Below are 23,299 nucleotides of genomic sequence, written 5' to 3'. Positions count from 1 at the left end.
TTATCTGTCTCCGGTAACAATCAGTATATCTTTACTATTGACCAAAACTTGATGGCTTATCTTAAAACCTCCTAATGGCTTTCCATCGACGATAATTTTTTTGATAAATTCTCCATTGCCCTCTTTTTGGCGTCTAATGGTCACACGATCAGACTTAGGATAATACTTTTTATCAAGTTGAATAGTTACCTTGTCAAATACCGGAGTCACGATCGTATAATCTGGTCTGCCGGGACAAAAAGGATAAATCCCCATCATATTCATTAAAGCCCAAGTCGACATTGTTCCCGTATCATCATTGCCTGGGATCCCACCGGGACTATTCGTAAAATGTTTATCCAGAATTTGCTTAACCAATTTTTGTGTACGCCATTCCTCACCTTTTATTTCCGAAAAAACATGTGGATAAAGCATGTCAGGTTCGTTGGTAACATCAAAATAACCCTTATCAAAGGTGGCCTGCAATTTGTCCACAAATTTTTTCTTACCGCCCATCAGTTGAACTAAACCAGGGATATCAAATGGTATCGCAAAACTATAATTCCAGGCATTCCCTTCATGGAATCCATGGTTAGGTTCAAAATTAGCCCCCATCAATGGATTGAAAGGTGTCAAAAACGATCCATTGGGAAGAATAGGTCTAAATGTTCCATATTCTGGAGAATAATAATGCTTGTACCCTTGTGCTCTCTTACCAAAAGTTTGTGCATCTTTAGTTTTTCCCAACGAGTTGGCCAACTGCGCTAAATTCCAATCAGCAACATAGTACTCAATCGCATGGGAAACTGAATTGTCAAAAGAATCGCGAAGAGGAACATAACCGTACTTGACATAATCGGCATTGTCCGGACGGATTCGATTCGTAGAATCCGTCGTTGTCGCCGACTTCAAAAAAGCCTCATAAGCCGTATTGATATCATAGTCCCGAATGCCTTTCATCCAAGCATCTACGATCACAGGTACTGCTGGATCACCGTCCATGGTATAACTTTCACGGCTATAAAGCTCCCACTTAGGCATCCATCCATTTTCTTTATAAATATCAATCATGGAACGAATCATTCCAATCTGTTTATCTGGATAGACCAACGACATGAGCGGCTGTACATTTCTGTACGTATCCCATAAAGAGAATACGGTATAACGATTATGATCCGCGACAAGGGTCTTTCTATTTCCCATAGCCGGATATTCGCCGTTAACATCCTGTAAAATATTTGGATGAATCATGGCATGATACATAGCCGTATAAAATACCGTTTTTTGATCTTCGGTACCTCCTTCAACCTGAATTCTTGATAATTCATTATTCCACAAAGATGAAGCTTGCGTTCTGATCCGCTCAAATCCAAAACTAGGTTGCTCGGCCTCCAGATTTTTTCGTGCATTTTCAACGCTTACGAAAGATACCGCCAACTGTACTTCTAAGCTCTCATTTTCCTGAACGTCGAAACTCAAGAATGCCCCAAGATCGTCTCCAGACAATTGGCTCGAATAATCGGTAAAAATCTTGTATTTGCCAGCATCTTTATTCCAATCATTCTCCCATTTTTCACCGGCACGCTGAAATTTCCAATAACCTTTCTTTGCGGGCTTTTTATTCACTCGCATCACGAAGAAAATCGGATATACAGCCTGATTGTTGGTATAACAGAACGAACCTAATAATTTCGAACCTTCAAGTTCCGTATCACTGACATAACGAACTGTGGCACCAGTTTCATTCGTCAACCCCTCGCCTAAATTGAGTAGAATATTAGCCTGCCCTTTAGGGAAAGTAAATTTAGATACACCCACACGAGCAGTTGCGGATGTCTCTGTTTTGATACCGTATTTTTTTAACACATTACTATAATAACCCGGATGAGCCTCTTCCTGTGTATAAGTACTTCCATATTGGTGGTAGTCAACTTCTAGTTTCCCAGCGGTTGGCATCAGTAACAAGCTTCCCATATCAGGACAGCCCACACCACTCAGATTGACATGTGAAAAACCGGTAAAATAGCTATTGCTATGTTCGTAAGGTGTAGACCACCAACGTGCATCCTTATCGAAGGCATTAAGTGATGACCCCATCACATTAAAGGGAGACACATTCATTAAACCATGGGGTACCTGAGCACCGGGATTGGTCGTACCATAGTTACTGGTACCAATAAAAGGATTGACATAGTCGGTCGGTAGTTTTTGCGCAGACGCTTGCTCCCAAACAAATAATCCCAAAATAAAATAACGGATAAACTTGATCATATCATCTTGATAAAGACAATCTACTTTTTTCTGATACAGTGAGCAGTAGATTGCACATTTTTAAGTGTAGTCACAATACTACAGATAATACCAAAGATTTACAAATATCGACAGCAGTTATATCTATCATTTTACAATGTTAATAGGATTTAGCAAGACTAAAAACAGACGCAAATTCATCAGGCCCCTAGGTATCTTAAAGTAAGGTAATAATATCAAAATACAGCCGCTAATGCTTGTTATATCCAAGAAGAAAGATCATTCAACAAAAAATCCTGAAGCGGGGAACTTCAGGATTTTTACTAACTAACCAATTATTAACCTAAATTATGAAAACTACATTGATAACGCCATTCCCCGAGCTTTGTTATTCTGTCCTTCTATGTTTAACCAAACTTTAACAAACAGTACTGTTCGATGCGGAAAGCTGCAATCTGAAGATATCATATCCCATTAAAGTCCATCTCAGTGATACATGATTAATGCGACACGCCCCATTGCATATTCGGCTTATCCCCCATTTCCAAAACTAATTCACCTCCTTTTAGCAATTCCGCAGCGTCAAAATAGAATGTCTGCAGAGGTTTACCGTTTAAAGTTGCGCCCTGCACATACATATTCTTTTTGCTCGCATTTTTAGCTTTAATAGTGAATTGATCTCCTCGACCATATTGCCGTCCCAACTTAATTTTAATTTCTTCAAAAGATGGACTACCAATTTCATAAATTGGCTTTGTTCGCGTCCCTCCGTCTAGCTGAAATAATCCTATTGCATTCATGATATACCAAGCGCTCATCTGTCCTTGATCCTCATCACCCAGGTAAGCGTTAGAAATACCCTGTCCGTAATAGCGTTCACCGATAGACCGGCTCCATTTTTGTGTAAGCCATGGTTTGTTCAACCAGTTAAAAATATAAGCAAAATGCATAGACTGTTGATTTCCCTGAACAACCGGATAATCCCAGTATTGATCATTTGGTCCATTATACCGCCATTTTTCACTTTCTCCGAATCCCCATTCCAAACGCTTTAGAAACACATCCTCACCAATCATTTTAGCTAATGCTGGGATATCCTGAGGTACAAAGAATGTCAACTGCCATGCATTTCCTTCAACATAATGATGATTGGCTCCAGATTTAAATGGATCAAAGTCCCGGTACCATTCCCCCTTGGCATCTTTCATCCTCGCATAACCACTTTTAACATCTATCGCATTCTTCCACCAGCTACCTCTATCATTAAAATAATTGTATTCCTTTTCCTTTCCCAAGGACTTTGCAAATTGTCCTACAGTCCAATCATCAAAACTATACTCCAGGGAATTTGAGAAACGACCAAGGTCATAAGGCACATACTTATACTTCAGATAAACATCCAGATCCCGGTTACCGGCAAAGCCACCTTCAAATTTCAGCGGACTTGTTGTCTGCATTTTCTTGATCGCTTCAAATGCCTTTGTGACATCGTAATCACGTATTCCCATCTGATAGGCCCCTACAATCAAAGGAATCTCGTGTTCAGCAACCATCACTGGAATATATTCCATCCCAGCAGGACCTTTTGCCAACCAACCGTCGGCATCATACATAGCCAATTGCGACCGCACCCATTTATTCGACCATTCCGGTGTAACCAGATTCCAGAATTGATTTAAATTCCAGAAGGTATTCCAAAATGCATCACAGCCAAGGGCAAGGTCCCCCGGATGTTTCATCGTTCTGATCGTCTCATCAGAAGACCGCCATTGCCCATTGACGTCGCTAAAAGTATTACGGCTGGCCAGGGTACGATACATATTTGTATAAAACTTCTCTTTTTCCAAATAGTCATTACTCTTTATCTCCAGGCGCCCCAATAATTCATTCCACACCCGATGTTGGTTGGCGACCACACGTTCAAAAGACCATCCAAATGGATCTGAAAGTTCTGTTTTCAAATTTTCTGCAGCATTGGCTATACTGACATAGGAAATCCCAGTCCGCAGCTGCACTTCCTTGTTTTTACGAACATCGAATTCTACATACATACCAGCGGATTGAGCACTATCGGCAACCAGATCAGACTGATCTGTTATGCGACCATTATGCCAAGTTCCGAAATTGATAATCGGCTTATCAAATTCCATGACAAAATAGACAACATAATCTTGTTTCGCATCGGTAGACCAGACATTTTCGGACAATTGGTTACTGTAGCCAATAACCTTATAATCAGAGACCTTTTTGAGTGAGAGATCTTTGATCTTATAATCATATTCTCCGTTCACTTTAAGATCAATCATAATACGTCCAGTATCTGATTTATGATAAGTATATTTCTGGAAACTGGACCGTGTTCCTGCGGTTAGCTTTGCGTCAATATCCTGGTCAAGAAGATGAACGGAATAGTACCCCAATGGAGCCTGTTCACTTGCCTTATCTATTGCCGAACGGTAACCTGAATGCGTACTATATTGGTCTCCGACACTAGTCTTCAATTGGCCTGCTGTTGGAAATGTGCCCAGTCCAGCCATTGTCCATTCGTGTATATGGCTAAATGTACCAATAGATTCTATTGAAGGTTCATAACCAGCCTGCCAGCCAATATTCTGATTATCGGGACTAATCTTTACCATTCCAAATGGCATCCACGGTCCCGGTGCCAGCATCCATCTAGAATGCGCAGCCCCTATCATGGTGTTGACATAATCCGAAACCCCACCCAATCTTTTTGGAGATCGTTTTATAGAAGATGTTTGAATTAGTTTATCGTTGATATATATTGCATATTTACTCCGTACCTCTTTCGATGCATAAGGCATTGGAATCTCAAGTCGAGATAAGCCCTTCTCATGAGTTTTATCATAGATTTTTCTTCCATCCAGCAACACTTTTATACGTTCATCATCTTTCAATTTCAATAGATCAACGAGCATATACTGTATGCGCTCGTTTCCATTTTTCAATTCAAAATCCGACTGCCGTACCCCTTTAATTATTGAAGTGTAATCTCTCAACAATTTCACCTGTTGGGGACCCAATAGTTTAAAGGAGTCAAACTCAACCCACCCTCCCTTTATTACAGTAAGCGTAAACTGGTTAAACCCCTCTGCAATAACATGTTCGGGTAATGTTATCCGTATCGTAGAAGCCCCAGACTTTGAACCTGTACCTACAGGATCAACGGATCCGTCCCCATTCTTCAGTTCGTAATTATAAGATCTACCATTGATTGCGATTTGTAAGGTCGGTTTATTTTGAGGATCACTATTTGCTAATTTTACTTCCAGAGCCCATTTCCCATTTTCAACTTGACCACTTAATACGCTGTATAAATTCAAAAAATGGGTTCTTAGGCCAGAGGTTCCGCCAGTCCCACCCCATCCATTGGCAGGTCCGGGTAACACATAAGGCAAATCTCTTGACAACGAAGATTGCCCGACTACAAAGTAATTGTCTTCGTAGCCAAAATCATGTTCCAGAAATTTCTTGTAATCATGTGGAGCCAGGGCGAATTCTCTGTTGGAGCCATCGGAACTGCCCAGTTGCCAAATGGTATTTTCTTGCCCCGAAACAAGCTGTCCTGTCATTAGCAATAAGCTGGTGAAAACGGAAATGGGGAAATGCATTTTCATAATTGATGGATTTTATAATAAAAAGTATGCTATAAATGCCTATCCAAGTATTCAGTTCTTTTACATGTTTAAATTTATCATCCCACATCCAAATTAAAATGCATAAAGAAAAACCATCTCAAAATTATTCAAACTATCAATAATTGCAATATTGTATATACATTATAAAAAAACAATAAAGCAGCTTAAAGACAGAAGTAAAAGCACAAAAAATTAGATTAAGCATACAATATTACTATAAAAAACAATAAATACCAAGCAATAGAATATAAATGTACATACATATTATTATACCCAAGAATTCTATTTAAAGTATTTGTAATACTTCATAACACAATCGAATTAAGGATCACTTAGCGCAGTCAGGTTGAATCAAAAATTGAAATAATTAGGAGAGATATTAGGAATAAGTTTTTTTCGAAGGTGTCATTGCATTACGATCTTTACTAAAATCCTACATAAAGCAAGACATACCATTGGGTATTTTGAATCCAATAGACTATATTTATATAATTTTAAATTGCTTTGACAATATTAAAGATAGAAACTAAAATACTACATTTTATCAAGGGGAATGATATTCTACCCATTTGTGTAGGATATTATCCCATTATGTCATAAGGGTTTAATGAAAAAATTAGATGCTCTTTTAACCAACGTTCTAAATAGACGTAGAAAGGTCAGAAAAGCCTATTTTTCGTTAATTACTTTAGACTGGATTGTTATTTTTGTAATTTGCGAGCAGAAATAATATTAGTTTAATTGGAAATTTCAAAGCGATAATAGATCATTTTTGCCATTAATACTATGAAGATTGAGATTGAAGATTTTTTTAAGCCTGTACACGTTAAAGATACCTTTAGCAAAGATGATTATGAGATCATAGATGCTTTTATTAATTTCGCGAAATCTTTAAGCAGATTAACCTATCAAAGTATATATTTAATCGACTACTCTAAAAAGAGCTTTTTGTTTGTGTCTGACAACCCCATCTTCCTATGTGGAAACTCCCCTGCCGAAGTTTTAAAGAAAGGTTATCAACATTATTTTGATAATGTACCAGAACAGGACATACATCTATTAAAAAAAATAAACGATGTCGGATTCGATTTTTTTGAAAATCTTTCGAAAGAAGAGAGATTAAAACATTCCATATCCTACGATTTCCATTTGAAACAATCGAATGGAAAACCCTTATTGATAAATCACAAACTTAAGCCAATACTTTTAGATAAATCTTCAAATCCTTGGATAGCGCTTTGTGTTGTTTCTATTTCTTCACACGCTAATGCAGGAAATATTAAATTCAAGTCCGATGAGAACGGAAAACAATTTGAGTACAATTTGGAAAAAGATCGTTGGGTCGAAGCACCGCATGTTAAACTTAAGCCCCGAGAAAAAGATATTCTTCTATTTTCTGCGCAAGGGTTAACTATGGATCAGATAGCAGATAAACTTTACGTTTCTATAGACACGATAAAATTTCACAAAAAACAAATATTTTCCAAACTAAAAGTAAAAAGTATCACTGAGGCCACAGCTTTAGCAATTGAGCAGTCTTTATTTTAATAAGACTCTATATCTTCATCTTTAGTATTCTTATGTATAGGTATTTTTTTCCCTGTGTCAAGGATTTTGTGAGCGTCTATCGTATTACTAAAACAATACTGTGCCAATTTGTTCTTTTCTATAAAAGACTCCAGCCATGTTGTTTTTATATAAATAGGTAGTGTTTCCGAATATAAATAAATAATTGGTATGCCTAGTTGGTAAGAAGGTATACCTAAATTAAATAATGTACGAACCAATTTCTTATCACATTCTGCAATAATTAATCCATTTTCAAAGTAAAATGGAGGGAAAAATGCATCAAAAAGCATCTTTTTAAGCACACTGATGCGCTGTCCAGTAATTTTTTGTGAAATAATGAAACGACCTATATGCCAAAAATGATCAATATCTGGAATCAATAGATCTTCTTTTTTTATTGCAAATAACTGTTGAATTGGCAATATAGTTTCCCTATCCCAATAAGTAATACGAATGGAGGCTTGGATAGCATGTTTTTCTTTGTCGCGTAAAACGTAATAAATTGATTTATCAAAAAAGATCAAGTCTTCTCGAATCAGATTCTCATATTGGCGAAAGTATTCTTCATCAGGAGAACTATCCAGATTAAAGTATTCTCTTGTCGTACTTAGATAAAAATGAATAAACTCTGAAAGCTCTTTTTTCTCAAGTTTAGTAAAGTAATAATCTTCAGACGTCCAATTCATGTAGATATAAATCAAGAATTATAAAAATAAGGACTTTTATTTTAAATTATTAAATCAACAACATGTAGTGTGAAATAAGAAGAATTTATATATGTCTGCTGTTATTATTTTAGAGACAAATAGTAGGATTCAGGAAATACTTTTATTACTTTATCTGTAGCGATGTTAAACACAATATGGCAGACCATTCCAGATAATAGATATAACCCCAATGACAACTGTGGAGGTGGCGAATCCATTGCTATTTTACCATATTCTAAAAGAAAATCCTCAAGCCATTCTGTATCAATACTTTTTTCTTGTAGTCTATCAACAATATATTTCCCAACGTTCACATCAAACGCTTGATGTTCAACATTTAAAGATCGTAAATTACGACTATCAGGTGTAATGACAGTTAAAAACCCCGCCCAACCCAAATTGTAAGGATGAATAACAGGGATATTTTTCTGTGCCATGTATTCATCAAATAAAAAAGGGATATCGGAGGAAAAATCCAGGGCGTTAATAGCCACTTTACAATTTAAATCAAGACTATACAAATTACCCTTATTTAGAAATTCAGGATAAGCTGTAATCTTTGCATCGGGATTAATGGCCACCAATCGTTCTTTTAAAGCGATAGCTTTATTTACACCGATATCTCCCGCTACATAATTCTGGCGATTAAGATTGGTCAGTTCCACAAGATCACCATCGATAATGATCAAATTTTCAAATCCCATCCGCAACAGACACTCAGCAATATAGCTACCAATACCGCAGCCCCCAATCAGTATCGGAAAATCCTTTATAACTTGTTGCTCTTCTTCCTTTACATGAATGATGTTACGTTTGTATCTCAAACTCATTTTTTAAGACAATTTTGTATCCTATAAAGGTAAGGCTATAATTTTAAAATTATTATGTTGTCTTTACCGATTAATCTTAAAGACTATGTCCAAAAACAGTTCAAGAACTAGGCGCGACCATAAGCTCTCCGATTGTGATATTTAGTATCGTAATCGGATGGTATCATTTGACAAGCCCATTAAAATCTATGCAAAAAAAATCCTATTTTAAACGACAAATCACTACAATGAAAAGTAAAATACAAATACTATATATTATCATTACGCTATTACTGAGTATAGATATGCTCGCTTACTACCTGGAAAAGATAAGTTTAATCGGCTATTATAGTGACGTCATACTTTTCTGGATGTGGCTAGGACTGACTATAATTGTAATCGTAATCTTCTGGAAAAAGATCCTGGCAAAGATTATGTTGTCTGGATTAATATTGGGGTTAATTTGTAGCATCTTGCCAATGATGCTACCCTTTTACACATTGGTATTGTCCATGTCTTCTTTCGGTCTACGGATGACGAAAGATTTAAACGAAAATTATCGTGCACAAATCGTCGGATATAGTGTTTTATCCCCACCTTGGTTAGAAATAATTGAGAAAAAAGGAATAATTGAAAAAAGGGTTTTTAGCTGTACCGACAATGCATTAAATAATGACGGGACAACCATAAGAATAGGGAGTGCAAAAGACATCATTTTCAGTTCGGAAACGGATAAAACGCTTCGCATTACACTCTTTTATGGAGGTGCCAACAAAACCATTACTTTTGATAAAACAACAGGTAAAATGATATTGTAAAGAAATTTTACATTCAAAAAAATGGTAAATTAGCAAAAACCACAAACCATCATCAGTAGAAAAATGGACAATACTAGAATATATCGCATGTCATTTGCTGGAGTATATCCACATTATATACAAAAAGCAGAAAAAAAAGGTCGCACAAAAGAAGAAGTCAATGAAATCATATTTTGGTTAACAGGTTATAATACCCGGGACCTGCAACAGATCATCGCCGACAAAACCGATTTTGAACATTTTTTCAGCCAGGCACCGCATTTCAACACCAATGCAACAAAGATTACCGGTGTCATTTGCGGCTATCGTATAGAAGATATTGAAGATCCTCTCGTTCAAAAAGTCCGTTATTTAGATAAACTGATTGATGAACTGGCGAAAGGCAAATCAATGGAAAAAATTTTAAGAAAATAAATCAACGTTCGAATAAAGCCCACAGCTGCTATTCAATGGCATAAACAGCGCCATCTGCAGCTCCAAAATAAAGTATACTACCAGCAGCGGGGATATAATTCTGTCGATCTGGGCTCCGCGCTAACTGTCGCCCATAGAGTTGGTTTAGATTTGCGATGAGCCCCCATAAAAAAGCTACATAACAACAATAATATTTTCGATCAGACATCATTTACTTTTCAGGTTAAAGAGTAAGGTTCCGATAAACTAGTTATTGGCAACTATCACATTTGTAAGAATAATCGCAATTCCATGCAACTGCTTCCGGTGCGGATAAATAGATTACGGATAAATAAGATACTTCTTTCTCATTTCCTTATAATGCGTTAATCCAGGCTCCCAGCTTTTTCGAATTTCTTCCTCTGAAATACCTTCTGCTATCTGTCGCCGAAAGGAATCAACACCAACCAATTTTTCTATACTGCCAATCTGCTTGGAAAATGACTGATCAAAGAATTTATCTTTTTCAGGAGAATTCCGATAGAGCTCCTGCATCCAGGAGAGATTGATTTTCTTACTGTCCACCAGCTTCTGCAAATCATATTCACGTAGATCTAAGCCAAAGCATTCTTCATCCATAAAAAGTGGTGTTTCACTCATTCCTTTTTTACTCACTGGTGTAAACGAAAAACGATATGCGCCTTTATAGACTGGACTCCCAAAAACTGTAAAGGGATAATCAGTCCCCCTTCCATGATTGATCTTTACACCTTCAAAAAGACAAGTACTTGGATAGAGTAGAATACTCTGTTCGGTGTTTAAATTTGGAGAAGGATTAACCGGAAGCTTGTATAACATTTGATGATTATATCCCGCTACGGGTATGATCTTTAGCTTACATTTTTTTGTCGTTGCCATCCAGCCCTCGCCGTTAATCATCTGGGCAAACTCAGCGATTGTCATCCCATGAGCAATCGGAACCGGAAACTGACCAATACCCGATTTATGTTTCATATCCAATATAGGGCCATCAACTAAATACGCATTTGGATTTGGGCGATCTAAAATCAAGAGTTCCTTCTCATTTTCGGCACAGGCTTCCATGATGTCCCGAAGTGTATTAATATTCGTGTAAAACCTCACCCCCATATCTTGCACATCAAAGATAAACACATCAATATCTTTTAGATCTTTCGCCGAAGGCTTCTTTTTATTTCCATAGAGTGAGATCACCGGAATTTTGGTTGTTGGATCTACTTCATCCCCCACTTTCGTTCCGTTGCTGGCATTTCCGCGAAATCCATGTTCAGGTCCAAATATTTTTACGATTTTAATTTCCCTGGCGAGTAGACTATCTACAAGATGTTTTTTCTTGATCACGGTAGATGGATTACCCAAAATAGCGACACGCTTACCATTGAGGTAAGGTATATATTGCTCTGTTCGCTCTGCACCGGTTTGGATGTAATCATTGCAGTATTTTATCCGGTCTTGTGCCCATACCGCTATAAAAGAAAAAAATAATAAAATAAAAACAGATACAATTTTCATACTCGCTCGGTTTATAATAAAAAAGTCGTTGAGAAACAAACGATTCAGATTTTACTAAAGATTAAAGCTAATGATAAACCTTCGTTTTCCAAAATCATTTTTTATCGATCATAACTATCGCCCAGGCCTTAAATGGTTAGAAAATCCGATTAGTTTTTTACCCTTGCATAGAGATGATCATGGAGTGTAGCTATTGGCAACAATGGCAGCATATCGTACCTATTTTTGAAAATCATCATACATTTTATATTGACAAAGCTATTTTATCCCATTACCTTTGAAATATTATCCTGATATTACGTTAAATCGGTTTGCAACGCGTAGTATTAATCGGAAAATAGGAGAATTTGATGTTTTGCAAAAACATAATGGACAATAATGGAAAAGCAGGTAAATGCGGGTGAATTTGTAGATCGATTTATGACGGGTAGTCTGGAACACCTGAGGTACCAGCAATCTCCCGTCAAGATCTTTCAGCTCAGTGAAATCGCTCCATATATTAAATTCCCTACACCGCCCATTTTCTTGGGATACAATCTCCTTGTACATATAACAGAGGGCCATTTTAAACACAAGATCGGTGCAAAAGAATATGTGGTAAAAGCACCAGCGATTCTGATTAGCAACTATGGTAATATTTCGACGATCAAATCTGTTGACAAATCGGCAAAAGGACATTGTGTACTGATCAACGATAACGCGATGACTTCGATATTTCGGGAACAGGAAATCCTGAATATCTTTAACATTTCACCGCTGCTCAACTTAGCTTCACAGGATAGTACCGACCTTAACGAGCTATTCAAATTGCTGTACAATGAATTACTTTCTGAATCACCTTATAAAGAACTCTTCGAAAGTTTACTAAAATCCCTCTTACTAAAGATTATCAAACTATCATCTTCCAATCAAGCACTCAACCGAAGGCAGGAAATTGCAATGATGTTCAAACAGCTTGTGCACAAAAACTTCAAAAAACAAAAACATATCGGCTTTTATGCTGACCGGCTCGCGGTGTCAACCAATTACCTAAACCGCTGCGTATTTTCGGTGTTCAAAAAGTCTTCCAAAGAACTAATATTAGAAGTACTTATCATGCATAGTCAATTTCTTCTTTTTGAATCAAATAAAAGTATTGCCGATATCTGTTATGAGCTGGATTTTTCTGATCCTTCCTATTTCTCCCGTTTATTCAAAAAAATCGTAGGAATTTCCCCTACTTCTTATCGAAACAAGGCAACTTAATATTTTCAGACATGCACGATTTGTCCTATCTTTTATACAGAAGTGGACAGAATAATCACAGCTATATGAATTATTTTTGTATAGCGATGGGATGTTAGGAGTAAATCACAGCTATCTTAAATAAGGGATATATCGTATACATCTACTATTGCAAATGTTTTATCATTTAATCAATATCTAGCGATGTCTAACGTTTTAGGACAAAAAAAACAGATCGAAGATTTCGATTTATATATCGGAAAATTCAAAGAGCGATTGTCAAATTTATTCCATACGGAATATGACTATAATAACCTGAGTTTAACACGTGGTTTGCCCCCTCAGTTTTTAAGCGAAATCATGGCAATGAGACCATTGTCTGTTGCTATTCCCGAGCATCACGGTGGCCGTGGCCTACATGTAAAAGAATGTTTAGGAGTGCTTGCCGCGGCATCTTATGAATCACTGTCACTGTCTTTGATCTTCGGGATCAATATCGCTTTATTCTTGGAGCCTTTTGCTAAATACGGCAATACCTTACTTCAGGAAAAAGTTTTCCACCAATTTCTAGAAAATAAAGCCATGGGTGGGCTGATGATTACCGAGCAGGCCTATGGTAGTGATGCCCTCAATATGCGTACCTCCTACCAACAAGATGGAGATAAATACCGTATTAACGGAGAAAAACATTGGCAAGGTTTAACAGGTGCTGCTGACTTTTGGCTCGTTACTGCGCGAAAGAAAAATGAGAATGGTGAACTTGTGCGTGATATTGATTTCTTTGTTACTGACAATTCCATCGAAGAACAAAAGATTGAAGTAACAAAAAAATACAATAGCTTAGGATTATATGCGATTCCTTATGGTATCAATAAAATAGACATCGAAGTACCCATTGACAATAGGTTAACACCAGAGAGCACTGGTATAAAACTGATGTTGGATACCTTACACCGGAGCAGACTTCAGTTTCCGGGCATGGGAATGGGATTCATAAAACGTATGTTGGATGAAGCCATGAAGCATTGTACCGAAAGACGTGTTAGTGGAATTCCATTAAACGAACTCGATTCGGTTAAGTTTCAGTTATCGCGTTTGCAGGCTGCTTTTACGATATGTTCAGCGATGTGTGCGTACAGTAGTTCAATCAGCTCAATTCAAAATGATCTTTCTGGCCACAGTGTAGATGCCAATAGTGTCAAGGCACTCGTGACTGACCTGATGCATGAATCTGCACAGATCTGCGTACAATTATCTGGAGCAAATGGTTATAGATTGGATCATGTTGCTGGTCGTGGTTTAGTAGATAGTAGACCCTTCCAAATTTTTGAAGGGTCAAACGAGATGCTCTATTCACAAGTAGCAGAGGCAATTGCTAAACTGATGCGCAAAAGCAAAGAAAGCAATCTGCTTTCATTCCTGAAAATAAATCCGGCAACCGAACTTGCGGCTCCATTTTTCTCTTCTATTTTGAATTTCGACTTCCCGCTTCAACCTAAGCAACGCGAGATGGTCACTTTAGGGAAAATAATTGCACGTGTTGTTTGCTTCCAATATGTCCTTCAAATCAATAATGCTGGTTTTAATAATAAAATGACAGAAATTGCCCGTCAGCATGTTAGTATGGATCTGTACATGTTGGTCGGTCAACTCTCCAATAACAATAATGCCGAACCGCTTATGCACTATGACGAAAAGGCCGATTGGATGAATTTCACCTCTTTATAAAAATTGAGAGGGACTGCGTAAAGAACTTCATCGCAGTCCCTTTTCCGATTACATCTCCGCAATATCCCATTCCCAAACACTATGGTAGTGACCAAGATTTTCTGCGTAAACAATAAATTTCTGGTAGAATGAATGAATCCCTATCGTTGCACTATCACCAATGACGACCAACTTCTTTTTGGCCCTTGTCATGGCGACATTCATCCGTCGCACATCGGATAAAAACCCAATCTGTTGTTCGTTATTACTTCGCGTCAAACTGATATAAATAATATCTTTCTCCTGCCCCTGAAAACTATCAATGGTTTGTACTTTGATAATAGCAGCATACGGCCGTAATTCCTCATCCTGCTCCAACATTTCCTTTAATACAGACACTTGTTTACGGTAAGGTGCTATTATCCCAATACTAGGCCATTGTTCGATTGGAGAAGATCGTACCCAAGTTGCGATGGCTGTCTTTAAATGAGATTTCAGAAAACTGGCCTCCCCGAGATTATAGATCGCACCATCACTTTCGGTTTCCTCAAAACCTGCCCCAGCTGTGTCAATATATACAATCGGTTCCGTATCGTTTGCTATTGTCCAATGCGCAACAGAACGATCAGCTTTCAAGAGACCTCCATATAAAGCTGAGGAAGGATAATTCATAATCTGTTCGTTCATTCGATATTGGATATCAAGCAACGAAACCGCTTCGGGATAAAGATCGATGAGTTTTTCAAACAGCGTATTACTAAGTTTATTGTATATACCTTTATTTGATTTCACTGTTGGTGAGAGTTGACAATGATCCCCAGCCAATACCAATTTGTCTGCCTTTAATATCGGAATCCAACAGGCAGGCTCCAGTGCTTGAGCAGCCTCGTCAATAACAACCGTCTCATATCTTCGGTTTCGTATAACATCTTGATTTGCTCCTACTAGCGTCGCGGTTATCACCTGAGAGCAATCGAGAATATCCGCTACGATAAAATCCTGAATCTTATCAACATCTTTTCGAATTCTGTAAGCTTCGTCGAACAATGCTTTCCTTTGTTCGCGCTCGGCCTTGCCAAAATTGCGTTTATATTTCTGGGCCATATCCGTATAGGTTCGAACTTGCTTTTGCAAGGCCTTTATATCCTTATTCGCGCTATGGCGATCTATTCTGCTATCAAGGGTCAACTCCTGTAGATGTTCAGATACTTTAACCGGATTACCTATCCGAGTGACAGATATTCCTGCAGCATCTAAACGCTCAGTCAATAAATCAACTGCAGTATTGCTCGGGGCCACGACTAATATCTGCTTGTTATTGCTCTTTAACAAAGCGGCTATTGCCTTGATCAATGTTGTCGTTTTCCCAGTCCCCGGAGGGCCATGTAAAAGTGCGATATCTGTTGTAGCTAAGACCTCTTGAACAGCACTATTTTGGCTGGCATTGAGATCTGGATACTCAAAAAATGTATCTTTTTTTCCGATATATAATTGTTCCCCACCAATAAGCTTTCTGATCAATGTACCTTGTCGCGGATCAGTCGCGAGCTCCTTTGCCTGCCGCAATGCATTCGCCATTTCACGGTATGAGTGCTCGTCAAATAATAAGTCCACACCAAGTTTCCCTCTTCTACTCCAATCCGGCAGCTCATCTACACGAAATGAAATCCTCATACTTTCCTTATTAACTGAAGATATAATGCCATCTATTCTGTCCACATTTGGGTCATGGTTTGAAAATAGAGAAACAGGCATCCCAAAACGAAACCGATGATCTACATCGAGGTGATTTGTTTTTTTTAAACTAACTGACAGATAATCTCCCCGCCCTAGTTCGCTATCCGTGATCTGAATAGGAAACCAGGTCACCCCCTGCATTCTTCTTTCATTTAAACTGCTTTTCAATAATAATGCTTCATGCTGCATCTTATCATATTGCTGTTCTCCATGTAATAACGTAATAAGTTCGTCGAAATAATTCATATCAGTACATTCGCTTTGATCAGACACAAAGTAACAGTTTTTTCAAATACTTTACCGATCAGTTCATCCATGTTCTTCTATTTTCCCTAAGAAAATCGGGATATTTTCTCACCAACGCTGTACACTTATAAAGAACTTCTCAAGCTGAGCTACAAAAGTCGTATTTATTTCCTATCATTGGTAATAAAGATTTGTTGATTAATTTTTCAAAATAAAAGTGATTAAAATGAGTGAGATATTCCTACACGATAAAGCGCAGAGCTGGACGGATCTAGGCGATGGCGTAAAACGTAAAATATTAGTCTATAACGATGAATTGATGTTAATGAAAGTACGTTTTCAAAAAGGTGCAATCGGTGCCCCACATCAACACCCACATACACAAATATCTTATGTCAGCGCCGGAAAGTTCAGGTACCACATTGATGGTACAGATGAAATTTTAACCGTAGGTGATTCCTGTATCATTTACCCAAATTTAATCCACGGCTGTGAATGTCTTGAAGAAGGCGAATTGATAGATTCTTTCACTCCACATCGGGAAGATTTCGTTACATCGTTGTAGCCAAAAAAAAGGAATTTAACAGGTCCAACTCAACAATATTCGTTCCGAACAATCGTTTATTTACTTATGTTCAAAAATATTATTTCGCTCTTCTCCGCAAAAGTAGCTACGCTACTTTTCGGTCTTTCTTGCTGTGTATTGTCATCTTTGCGCGCACAGGAAAAACCATTATCAATTGAAAAGATCAATTCACAGCTATATCTTTATACGACTTACAATACCTTTGAGGGCACCAAATATGCCGCTAATGCGGTCTATCTAATCACCAAGAAGGGTGTTATTCTATTTGATACGCCTTGGGACTCGACACAATATCAACCGCTTTTGGACAGTATTAAACAAAAGCATCAACTACCTGTCATTGCGGTATATGCCACACATTGGCATGAGGATCGCGCGGGAGGGTTTGCATATTATAATCGTATCGGCATTCCAACTTATGCGACAAAAATGACCAACGACCTGCTTAAGGCAAATCATAAAGCCCAAGCTACGCATCTCGTCAAAATCAACAAGACCTATAAAGTCGGTGGTCAGTCCTTCGTTTTGAACTTTTTTGGAGCCGGGCATTCTTTGGATAATGTCGTTGTCTGGTTTCCGGACTATCAAATTCTGGATGGGGGTTGCTTTATCAAAAGCTCGGAGGCAAAAAATTTAGGTAATATTGTTGATGGCGACGTCAAAGCCTGGAAGCCTGCATTAGCCAGATTATTAGCGAAGTATCCCCATATAAAGATGGTTATTCCTGGACATGATGGATGGAAGGATAATCAGCAGATACAACGTACAGAAGAATTACTTACCGAGAAGCAATAAATAATAATACTTAAAAAAATAAAAAAGCAATTTTGTTTTTACAAAAAAGGTATTATCTTAGCGACAGAAAAAACAAAGGGGGCATTAGCTCATCCGGCTAGAGCGCTTCGCTGGCAGTGAAGAGGTGATCAGTTCGATCCTGATATGCTCCACAAACAAAAGAGGCTACTTTTCACAAGTAGCCTCTTTTGTTTTTATACATTGCTCAGTTTCCCGAAACATCATTTCAATTTGCGGCAGTAATTCCTATTTGTAAGAATTAACTGATTTAGAAACTTTCCATGCACCGTTTTCCTTCACAAGTGTGATCAAATCGGTCTTAGAGAAACCATCAAATTGCATGGTTACTTTTGCAATAGCATAATCTGGTAATTCTTCAACGATCTGCGTTGTTGTTTTACAGTTCATTTTTATTCCTTTTTGTTTTTTCAAGAACTCGATCATCTCCGATCGGCTGTGATTTAAATCTTGTTTACCACAGATTTTCTGATTAAAATCAGAAGTGAATAGCTTATCTAAATTCGCTACCTGACCTTCGGTCATTGCGCCAACATATTCATCAATTGCCAAATCAGCTGTAATTAAATTACGTTCTTCTGGTTTAACCGAAGCCATTGAACAGGTAGAGATTGCTATCATTGCTGCCGCTACAAATGTTTTAACTAAAGTTTTCATATCTTTTCTATTTTATAATGTATTAGTATATTTTCTTATCCTATTGTCGAAGACAATCTAAATTTGTTGCACTTTTTTCTTATTTATTTTCTGATTCAAATTTAAGACAACTGATGTGTTGATTCTATTACATTTAGATTAACATTACATTAAAATCGGTAAACGCTATTTTTTTCTAGGTGAATGAAATTTGAACTTATTCCCTTTATAGCCAAAACGCGACAGAATAGATAAAATATTCTTTACAATATTGTAATTCTGTACAATTCCTCTTAGATTGCATGCGTTCATGACACACTACGACAGACAGCATCTTTTTTTATATCAGCTTGCTACTTTAACATTTTTATTGGTGATATTTCAATCTGAGCTCTATGCACAGCGCCCTGTCAATGAAATAGAAATCACTGAGCATATCGCAGATACAAGTAAACAAAGGGACATGATCGATATCGGAAAAGATATTCTCAAGATTAAGCCACCACAATCTGTCGATAGTACCGGAAAAAAGTTTTACTTTTCATTTCTGCCATTTTCGACAAATGTACCAGGAGGAGGACACGCTTTAATTACGAGTACCACAGCAGGGTTTTATCTTGGTGAGCGTAAAAGTACCTATATGTCTAAAGTTACTTTCACTCCATACACCAATTTTGGAAAGCGATTCGGCCTCCCCATCCGCTCCTATGTCTGGTTAAAAGATAATACTTGGGTTATCGATGGTGATATCAGGCTATTAAAATACCCACATGAGACTTGGGGAATAGGCAAAGAGCATCACGGCGACCAACAGATCAATTTGGATTATACTTATTTTAGACTATATCAACATGCGCTAAAAAGAATCCACGGCGGACTGTTTATGGGCATTGGCTATGATCTGGATTACCGCATGAATATCAAATCCACGAGTGCGATCCCACTTGACGAGTATACCTCCTACCCTTATGGCACGGATTTAAAAGATCATACTGTTTCTTCGGGCCTTAGTCTCAATCTCATTTATGATACACGTGCGAATTCTATTAATACCTGGTCTGGCAACTATGCCAATCTACAATTCCGCCTTAACCCTGTTTTCATGGGAAGCGATCAAAATTGGAAGTCCTTATTCCTTGAAATCAGGAGATACCATCGCTTGACCCAGGATCCGAATAAGCAGAATATGATTGCTGTGCGTAGCTTTTTCTGGACTGTATTCAATAGCAAAGCACCTTACCTCGATTTACCTAATTTGGGTTGGGATCCTTACAATAGTTCCGGAAGAGGGTTTCCCGTAAGTCGGTTCCGTGGCAAATCGTTGTATTATCTGGAAACAGAGTACCGCTGTGACATCAGCAGCGATGGTTTATTCGGTTTTGTGGCTTTTATAAATTTCACAACCGTCAACGGACCAAAAAATAGCATGTTTGCAGACTGGAACATCGGTACTGGTGCTGGCGCCAGAATTAAATTTAACAAGAACTCGGGCACCAACATCGGCATAGATTATGGTGTCAGCACCAATCACCGTGGGGTAAGATTGACCCTGGGTGAAGTATTTTAACACTTAACTCAAATGATAACTTTGATTTTTAAACTCCATGGAGGCATAATACCGATACTTCTCATTATCTAATGGATAATCCCAACAGCCCATTCGATGATAGATCTCACCACCAAAACCCGTTTTAAATCTATAAAGTCCGTATAATGGATGTGAAGGATCTGCCTGGGGTGATACGCCAAAGAAATCATATTCCGCACAGCCTTTCTCCTTTGCTATCTGCATGGCACGCCATTGCAAGGCATAAGTAGCCATATAATTGCGATTCTCGGAAGCAGAAGCACCATAAAGATAGGTTCCCCGATTTGCAGCAATTACTAGAAACATTGCAGCCAAAGGTTGATTGTCCACCTCGGCAACCAGTAAGTAAACATCTGCTGGAGACAAAGTATCATTTGCCTTGGCAGATAGTACAATCTTGAAATAGTTGATATCATGCAAGAAAAAATTATTACGAAGCGCAGTCTGCCGATATAACTCATACCAGATCTCCAGGCTCTCTAAACCAAGAGAACGAACCTTTACGCCTTTCCTTTCAGCCAAATGAATATTGTAACGCGTCTTTGATTTCATATTGGCCAACAGAAGATCTTTCTCTTTTCTAAGGTTCATAAAAATGGTATTAGAGGGAAGAATATCTGTATTCGCTTTATGAAAATTCCAATTTTCAGTATTAAAATTAAAGCGCATTTCCTGAATACGTTTTTCAGGAACGCCTAACCAATTGCCGTAGAGGTCATAACAGTCATCATCTTTTGCCCAATGGGATTCCCAGGACAGATCATATCGTATCATAATACAATTGGGCGGCAAGTAAGAACGTAAACTCTCCGAAAGCTGCTCTAAAAACGACCCTTGATTTTCTTCTGATGGTTCTATTTCAGGACCATATGGTACATACGCGATGCTATGCTCATGATCCACTGCCTGAATAATAATCAATAGATCCCCTACAAAATAGGTATCGTCTTCCACTCCGATATAAAGATCAGAGTGCTTCGATTTGAAATTAAAAGCCTTCGATTCTATCCCCTGCATCTTTTTCACAGCAGACCAATAGGCCGTCTGTTGAATAATACCTGTCTTGTAGAGACCACTTACTTCTTTGTCATTTATATCTGCTATCATAACATTCCTATTGTTGTCGGATATTTTCAGAAAACACGATAAACCTTATCGATTTCAACACCCAAAAACGGCAAACTTAGCCAAAATACCCGGTTACGCGGGCTGTCATTTGTCACTTTGTTGTTAATTATAAAAAACAGTGAATGATTTCGACAAAAATCATCTTTTTCACATTATTTAACGGCATTATATTATCGACTTGGTTGGTATTTTGGCTCAAAATTTAGGATATTTGTAGCCTAACAACTCACCGACAATGATGGACAATAAAGCGATCTCTAAAATTTTTAAATTGTGTAGCCAATTAATGGAACTTCACAACGAAAATCCATTCCGAACAAAGGCTATGGCTAGTGCATCTTTTAAATTGGACAAATTGCCCTTTCGTATCGATGACGCCTCGCTTGAAGAATTGAGCGCACAGCCAGGCATGGGAAAAAGTACCGCCGAAAAAGCGAAAGAGGTCGCACAAACCGGAACGTTTAAGGAACTCCAGGTCCTATTGGCGAATACTCCATCAGGAGTTGTTGAAATGTTAACCATAAAGGGTCTTGGTCCAAAAAAGGTTCAGATTATCTGGCAAGAACTTGGGATTGAAAGTGTAGGCGAACTACTGTATGCCTGCAATGAAAACCGTCTAGTTGAAGCTAAAGGATTTGGCTTAAAAACGCAGGAAGAAATAAAGAAGTCCATCGAATTTTCGATATCCAATCAGGGGTGGTTCCTATACGCCAAAGTATTGTCCCAAGCTGATACATTTTACGCTATTTTAAAAACACATTTCCCCTCGTCTCTCCTATCCTTTACCGGAGATTTTAGAAGAAAATGCGAGGTGTTAAGCACAGTAGATCTACTCATTTCCGAAAGTATAGAAGCGGTGGAGAAATTCCTAGGTGATTATACATTGGTGGAGAAAACAGAGAATTCACTGGAAATTACCGATGAATTAGGTTTTACATTCAAGGTTTTCAGTACGAATATCAATGATTTTTATCGAGACCTTATTCTCAGTACAGGATCGACCGCACACTTGGATCTCTTATTCAATATTCTTCCTGACTTACCTTCACTTTCCAGTGAAGAAGCTATCTATCGTAACTTAAGGCTTGATTATATTGAACCTGAATTGCGCGAGGGTCTTGACGAAATTGAACGCGCCCAGAACCATACTTTAACTCAATTAATCCAATTTAAAGATCTCAAAGGGACATTGCACAACCACTCAACTTATAGTGATGGTGTGCATACCTTGGAGCAAATGGCTCTTTATTGTAAAGATGCATTAGGTCTCGAATATCTCGGAATATGTGATCACTCCAGAACGGCTGTTTATGCAAATGGTCTTTCCATCGAAAGATTGGAAGAGCAATGGAAAGAAATTGCCAGCTTAAATGAAAAACTAGCACCTTTTAAAATCTTTAAAGGGATAGAATCCGATATTCTAAGCGACGGATCACTGGACTACCCCGATGAGGTACTAGCACAATTTGACTTTGTTGTCGCCTCTGTTCACTCCAACTTAAAGATGGATGAGGAAAAAGCAACCGCCAGATTGATTAAAGCAATTGAAAACCCATATACAACAATTTTGGGACATCCAACGGGCCGTCTTTTATTAAGTAGATCGGGCTATCCACTCGACTTTAAAAAAATAATTGATGCCTGCGCCGCGAATAAGGTCGTCATTGAAATTAATGCAAATCCTTTAAGGCTAGATTTAGATTGGAGATGGCATCGCTATGCTGTGGAAAAAGGTGTATTGTTATCCATTAACCCCGATGCGCATCGCACTGAGGGTCTACTGGACATGCAGTATGGTATTTTTGTTGCACAGAAAGGTGGCCTGGAAGCAAAAAATTGTCTGAATACATACTCCTTGACAGATATTACAAACTATTTTTCCAATCGTAGATCTTAATA

At 38.0% G+C, this 23,299-nt stretch carries 18 protein-coding genes and 1 tRNA gene; 10 read left to right on the top strand and 9 right to left on the bottom strand.

The genetic code is table 11. From position 1 onward, the window contains the following. Entirely contained in the window at positions 1–2,250 is a 2,250-nt protein-coding gene (locus tag OGI71_RS01315; RefSeq protein ID WP_282253500.1) for a GH92 family glycosyl hydrolase, read from the bottom strand. Between the two features lie 479 nt (positions 2,251–2,729). Next, positions 2,730–5,867, bottom strand: coding sequence for a GH92 family glycosyl hydrolase (locus OGI71_RS01310; protein ID WP_282253499.1), 3,138 nt, complete (start codon positions 5,865–5,867; stop codon positions 2,730–2,732). An 807-nt stretch (positions 5,868–6,674) separates the two neighbouring features. Between OGI71_RS01310 and OGI71_RS01305 the strand changes: the two genes are divergently transcribed. Beyond that, positions 6,675–7,436, top strand: coding sequence for a LuxR C-terminal-related transcriptional regulator (locus tag OGI71_RS01305; protein WP_282253498.1), 762 nt, complete (start codon positions 6,675–6,677; stop codon positions 7,434–7,436). Here the strand turns inward: OGI71_RS01305 and OGI71_RS01300 are convergent. Continuing rightward, positions 7,433–8,143 carry a hypothetical protein gene (locus tag OGI71_RS01300; protein ID WP_282253497.1) on the bottom strand — a complete coding sequence of 237 codons (711 nt, stop codon included), beginning with the start codon at positions 8,141–8,143 and terminating at the stop codon, positions 7,433–7,435. The genes OGI71_RS01305 and OGI71_RS01300 overlap by 4 nt on opposite strands. 104 nt (positions 8,144–8,247) lie before the next feature. After that, a complete protein-coding gene (locus OGI71_RS01295) occupies positions 8,248–8,994 on the bottom strand; it encodes a ThiF family adenylyltransferase (protein WP_282253496.1) in 747 nt (248 codons plus the stop codon). Positions 8,995–9,221: 227 nt separating this feature from the next. Here OGI71_RS01295 and OGI71_RS01290 point away from each other — a divergent pair, with 227 nt between their 5' ends. Next, positions 9,222–9,791 (top strand): hypothetical protein, encoded by a 570-nt coding sequence (locus tag OGI71_RS01290; RefSeq protein ID WP_282253495.1) that lies wholly within the window; start codon positions 9,222–9,224, stop codon positions 9,789–9,791. 63 nt (positions 9,792–9,854) lie between these two features. Beyond that, complete coding sequence (locus OGI71_RS01285; RefSeq protein ID WP_282253494.1) at positions 9,855–10,205, top strand: DUF2200 domain-containing protein; 351 nt, start codon at positions 9,855–9,857, stop codon at positions 10,203–10,205. 28 nt (positions 10,206–10,233) lie between these two features. On the opposite strand, the gene OGI71_RS01280 is transcribed toward OGI71_RS01285, so the two are convergent. Then, entirely contained in the window at positions 10,234–10,416 is a 183-nt protein-coding gene (locus tag OGI71_RS01280; protein WP_282253493.1) for a hypothetical protein, read from the bottom strand. Positions 10,417–10,526: 110 nt separating this feature from the next. Further along, a complete protein-coding gene (locus OGI71_RS01275) occupies positions 10,527–11,735 on the bottom strand; it encodes a DUF1343 domain-containing protein (protein ID WP_282253492.1) in 1,209 nt (402 codons plus the stop codon). Between the two features lie 378 nt (positions 11,736–12,113). Here OGI71_RS01275 and OGI71_RS01270 point away from each other — a divergent pair, with 378 nt between their 5' ends. Next, positions 12,114–12,980 (top strand): helix-turn-helix domain-containing protein, encoded by an 867-nt coding sequence (locus tag OGI71_RS01270; RefSeq protein WP_077432563.1) that lies wholly within the window; start codon positions 12,114–12,116, stop codon positions 12,978–12,980. Between the two features lie 183 nt (positions 12,981–13,163). Continuing rightward, positions 13,164–14,687, top strand: coding sequence for an acyl-CoA dehydrogenase family protein (locus tag OGI71_RS01265; protein ID WP_282253491.1), 1,524 nt, complete (start codon positions 13,164–13,166; stop codon positions 14,685–14,687). A gap of 48 nt (positions 14,688–14,735) precedes the next feature. Here the strand turns inward: OGI71_RS01265 and OGI71_RS01260 are convergent, their stop codons facing one another. Next, positions 14,736–16,676 (bottom strand): AAA domain-containing protein, encoded by a 1,941-nt coding sequence (locus OGI71_RS01260; protein WP_335996018.1) that lies wholly within the window; start codon positions 16,674–16,676, stop codon positions 14,736–14,738. A gap of 199 nt (positions 16,677–16,875) precedes the next feature. Between OGI71_RS01260 and OGI71_RS01255 the strand changes: the two genes are divergently transcribed. The 3 genes from OGI71_RS01255 to OGI71_RS01245 all read left to right on the top strand — a co-directional run bounded on the left by OGI71_RS01255 (position 16,876) and on the right by OGI71_RS01245 (position 18,182). Next, positions 16,876–17,214 carry a cupin domain-containing protein gene (locus OGI71_RS01255; RefSeq protein WP_282253490.1) on the top strand — a complete coding sequence of 113 codons (339 nt, stop codon included), beginning with the start codon at positions 16,876–16,878 and terminating at the stop codon, positions 17,212–17,214. Between the two features lie 66 nt (positions 17,215–17,280). Continuing rightward, entirely contained in the window at positions 17,281–18,030 is a 750-nt protein-coding gene (gene bla / locus OGI71_RS01250; protein WP_282253489.1) for a BlaB/IND/MUS family subclass B1 metallo-beta-lactamase, read from the top strand. 78 nt (positions 18,031–18,108) lie between these two features. Then, positions 18,109–18,182 (top strand) — tRNA-Ala (locus OGI71_RS01245). A gap of 94 nt (positions 18,183–18,276) precedes the next feature. Here the strand turns inward: OGI71_RS01245 and OGI71_RS01240 are convergent. After that, a complete protein-coding gene (locus tag OGI71_RS01240) occupies positions 18,277–18,705 on the bottom strand; it encodes a nuclear transport factor 2 family protein (RefSeq protein ID WP_120260678.1) in 429 nt (142 codons plus the stop codon). A gap of 289 nt (positions 18,706–18,994) precedes the next feature. Between OGI71_RS01240 and OGI71_RS01235 the strand changes: the two genes are divergently transcribed. Continuing rightward, positions 18,995–20,251 (top strand): hypothetical protein, encoded by a 1,257-nt coding sequence (locus tag OGI71_RS01235; RefSeq protein ID WP_282253488.1) that lies wholly within the window; start codon positions 18,995–18,997, stop codon positions 20,249–20,251. 3 nt (positions 20,252–20,254) lie between these two features. Here OGI71_RS01235 and OGI71_RS01230 read toward each other — a convergent pair whose 3' ends face one another. Continuing rightward, the gene (locus OGI71_RS01230; protein WP_282253487.1) at positions 20,255–21,379 is read right to left on the bottom strand and encodes a peptidoglycan bridge formation glycyltransferase FemA/FemB family protein; all 1,125 of its coding nucleotides are present in this window, start codon (positions 21,377–21,379) and stop codon (positions 20,255–20,257) included. A gap of 259 nt (positions 21,380–21,638) precedes the next feature. Here OGI71_RS01230 and OGI71_RS01225 point away from each other — a divergent pair, with 259 nt between their 5' ends. Next, the gene (locus OGI71_RS01225; protein ID WP_282256118.1) at positions 21,639–23,297 is read left to right on the top strand and encodes a DNA polymerase/3'-5' exonuclease PolX; all 1,659 of its coding nucleotides are present in this window, start codon (positions 21,639–21,641) and stop codon (positions 23,295–23,297) included. The last annotated feature ends 2 nt before the right edge of the window (positions 23,298–23,299 follow it).

This window comes from Sphingobacterium sp. ML3W (assembly GCF_029542085.1).
Taxonomy (GTDB): domain Bacteria; phylum Bacteroidota; class Bacteroidia; order Sphingobacteriales; family Sphingobacteriaceae; genus Sphingobacterium.
This window is presented reverse-complemented; position numbering and strand designations above follow the sequence as displayed.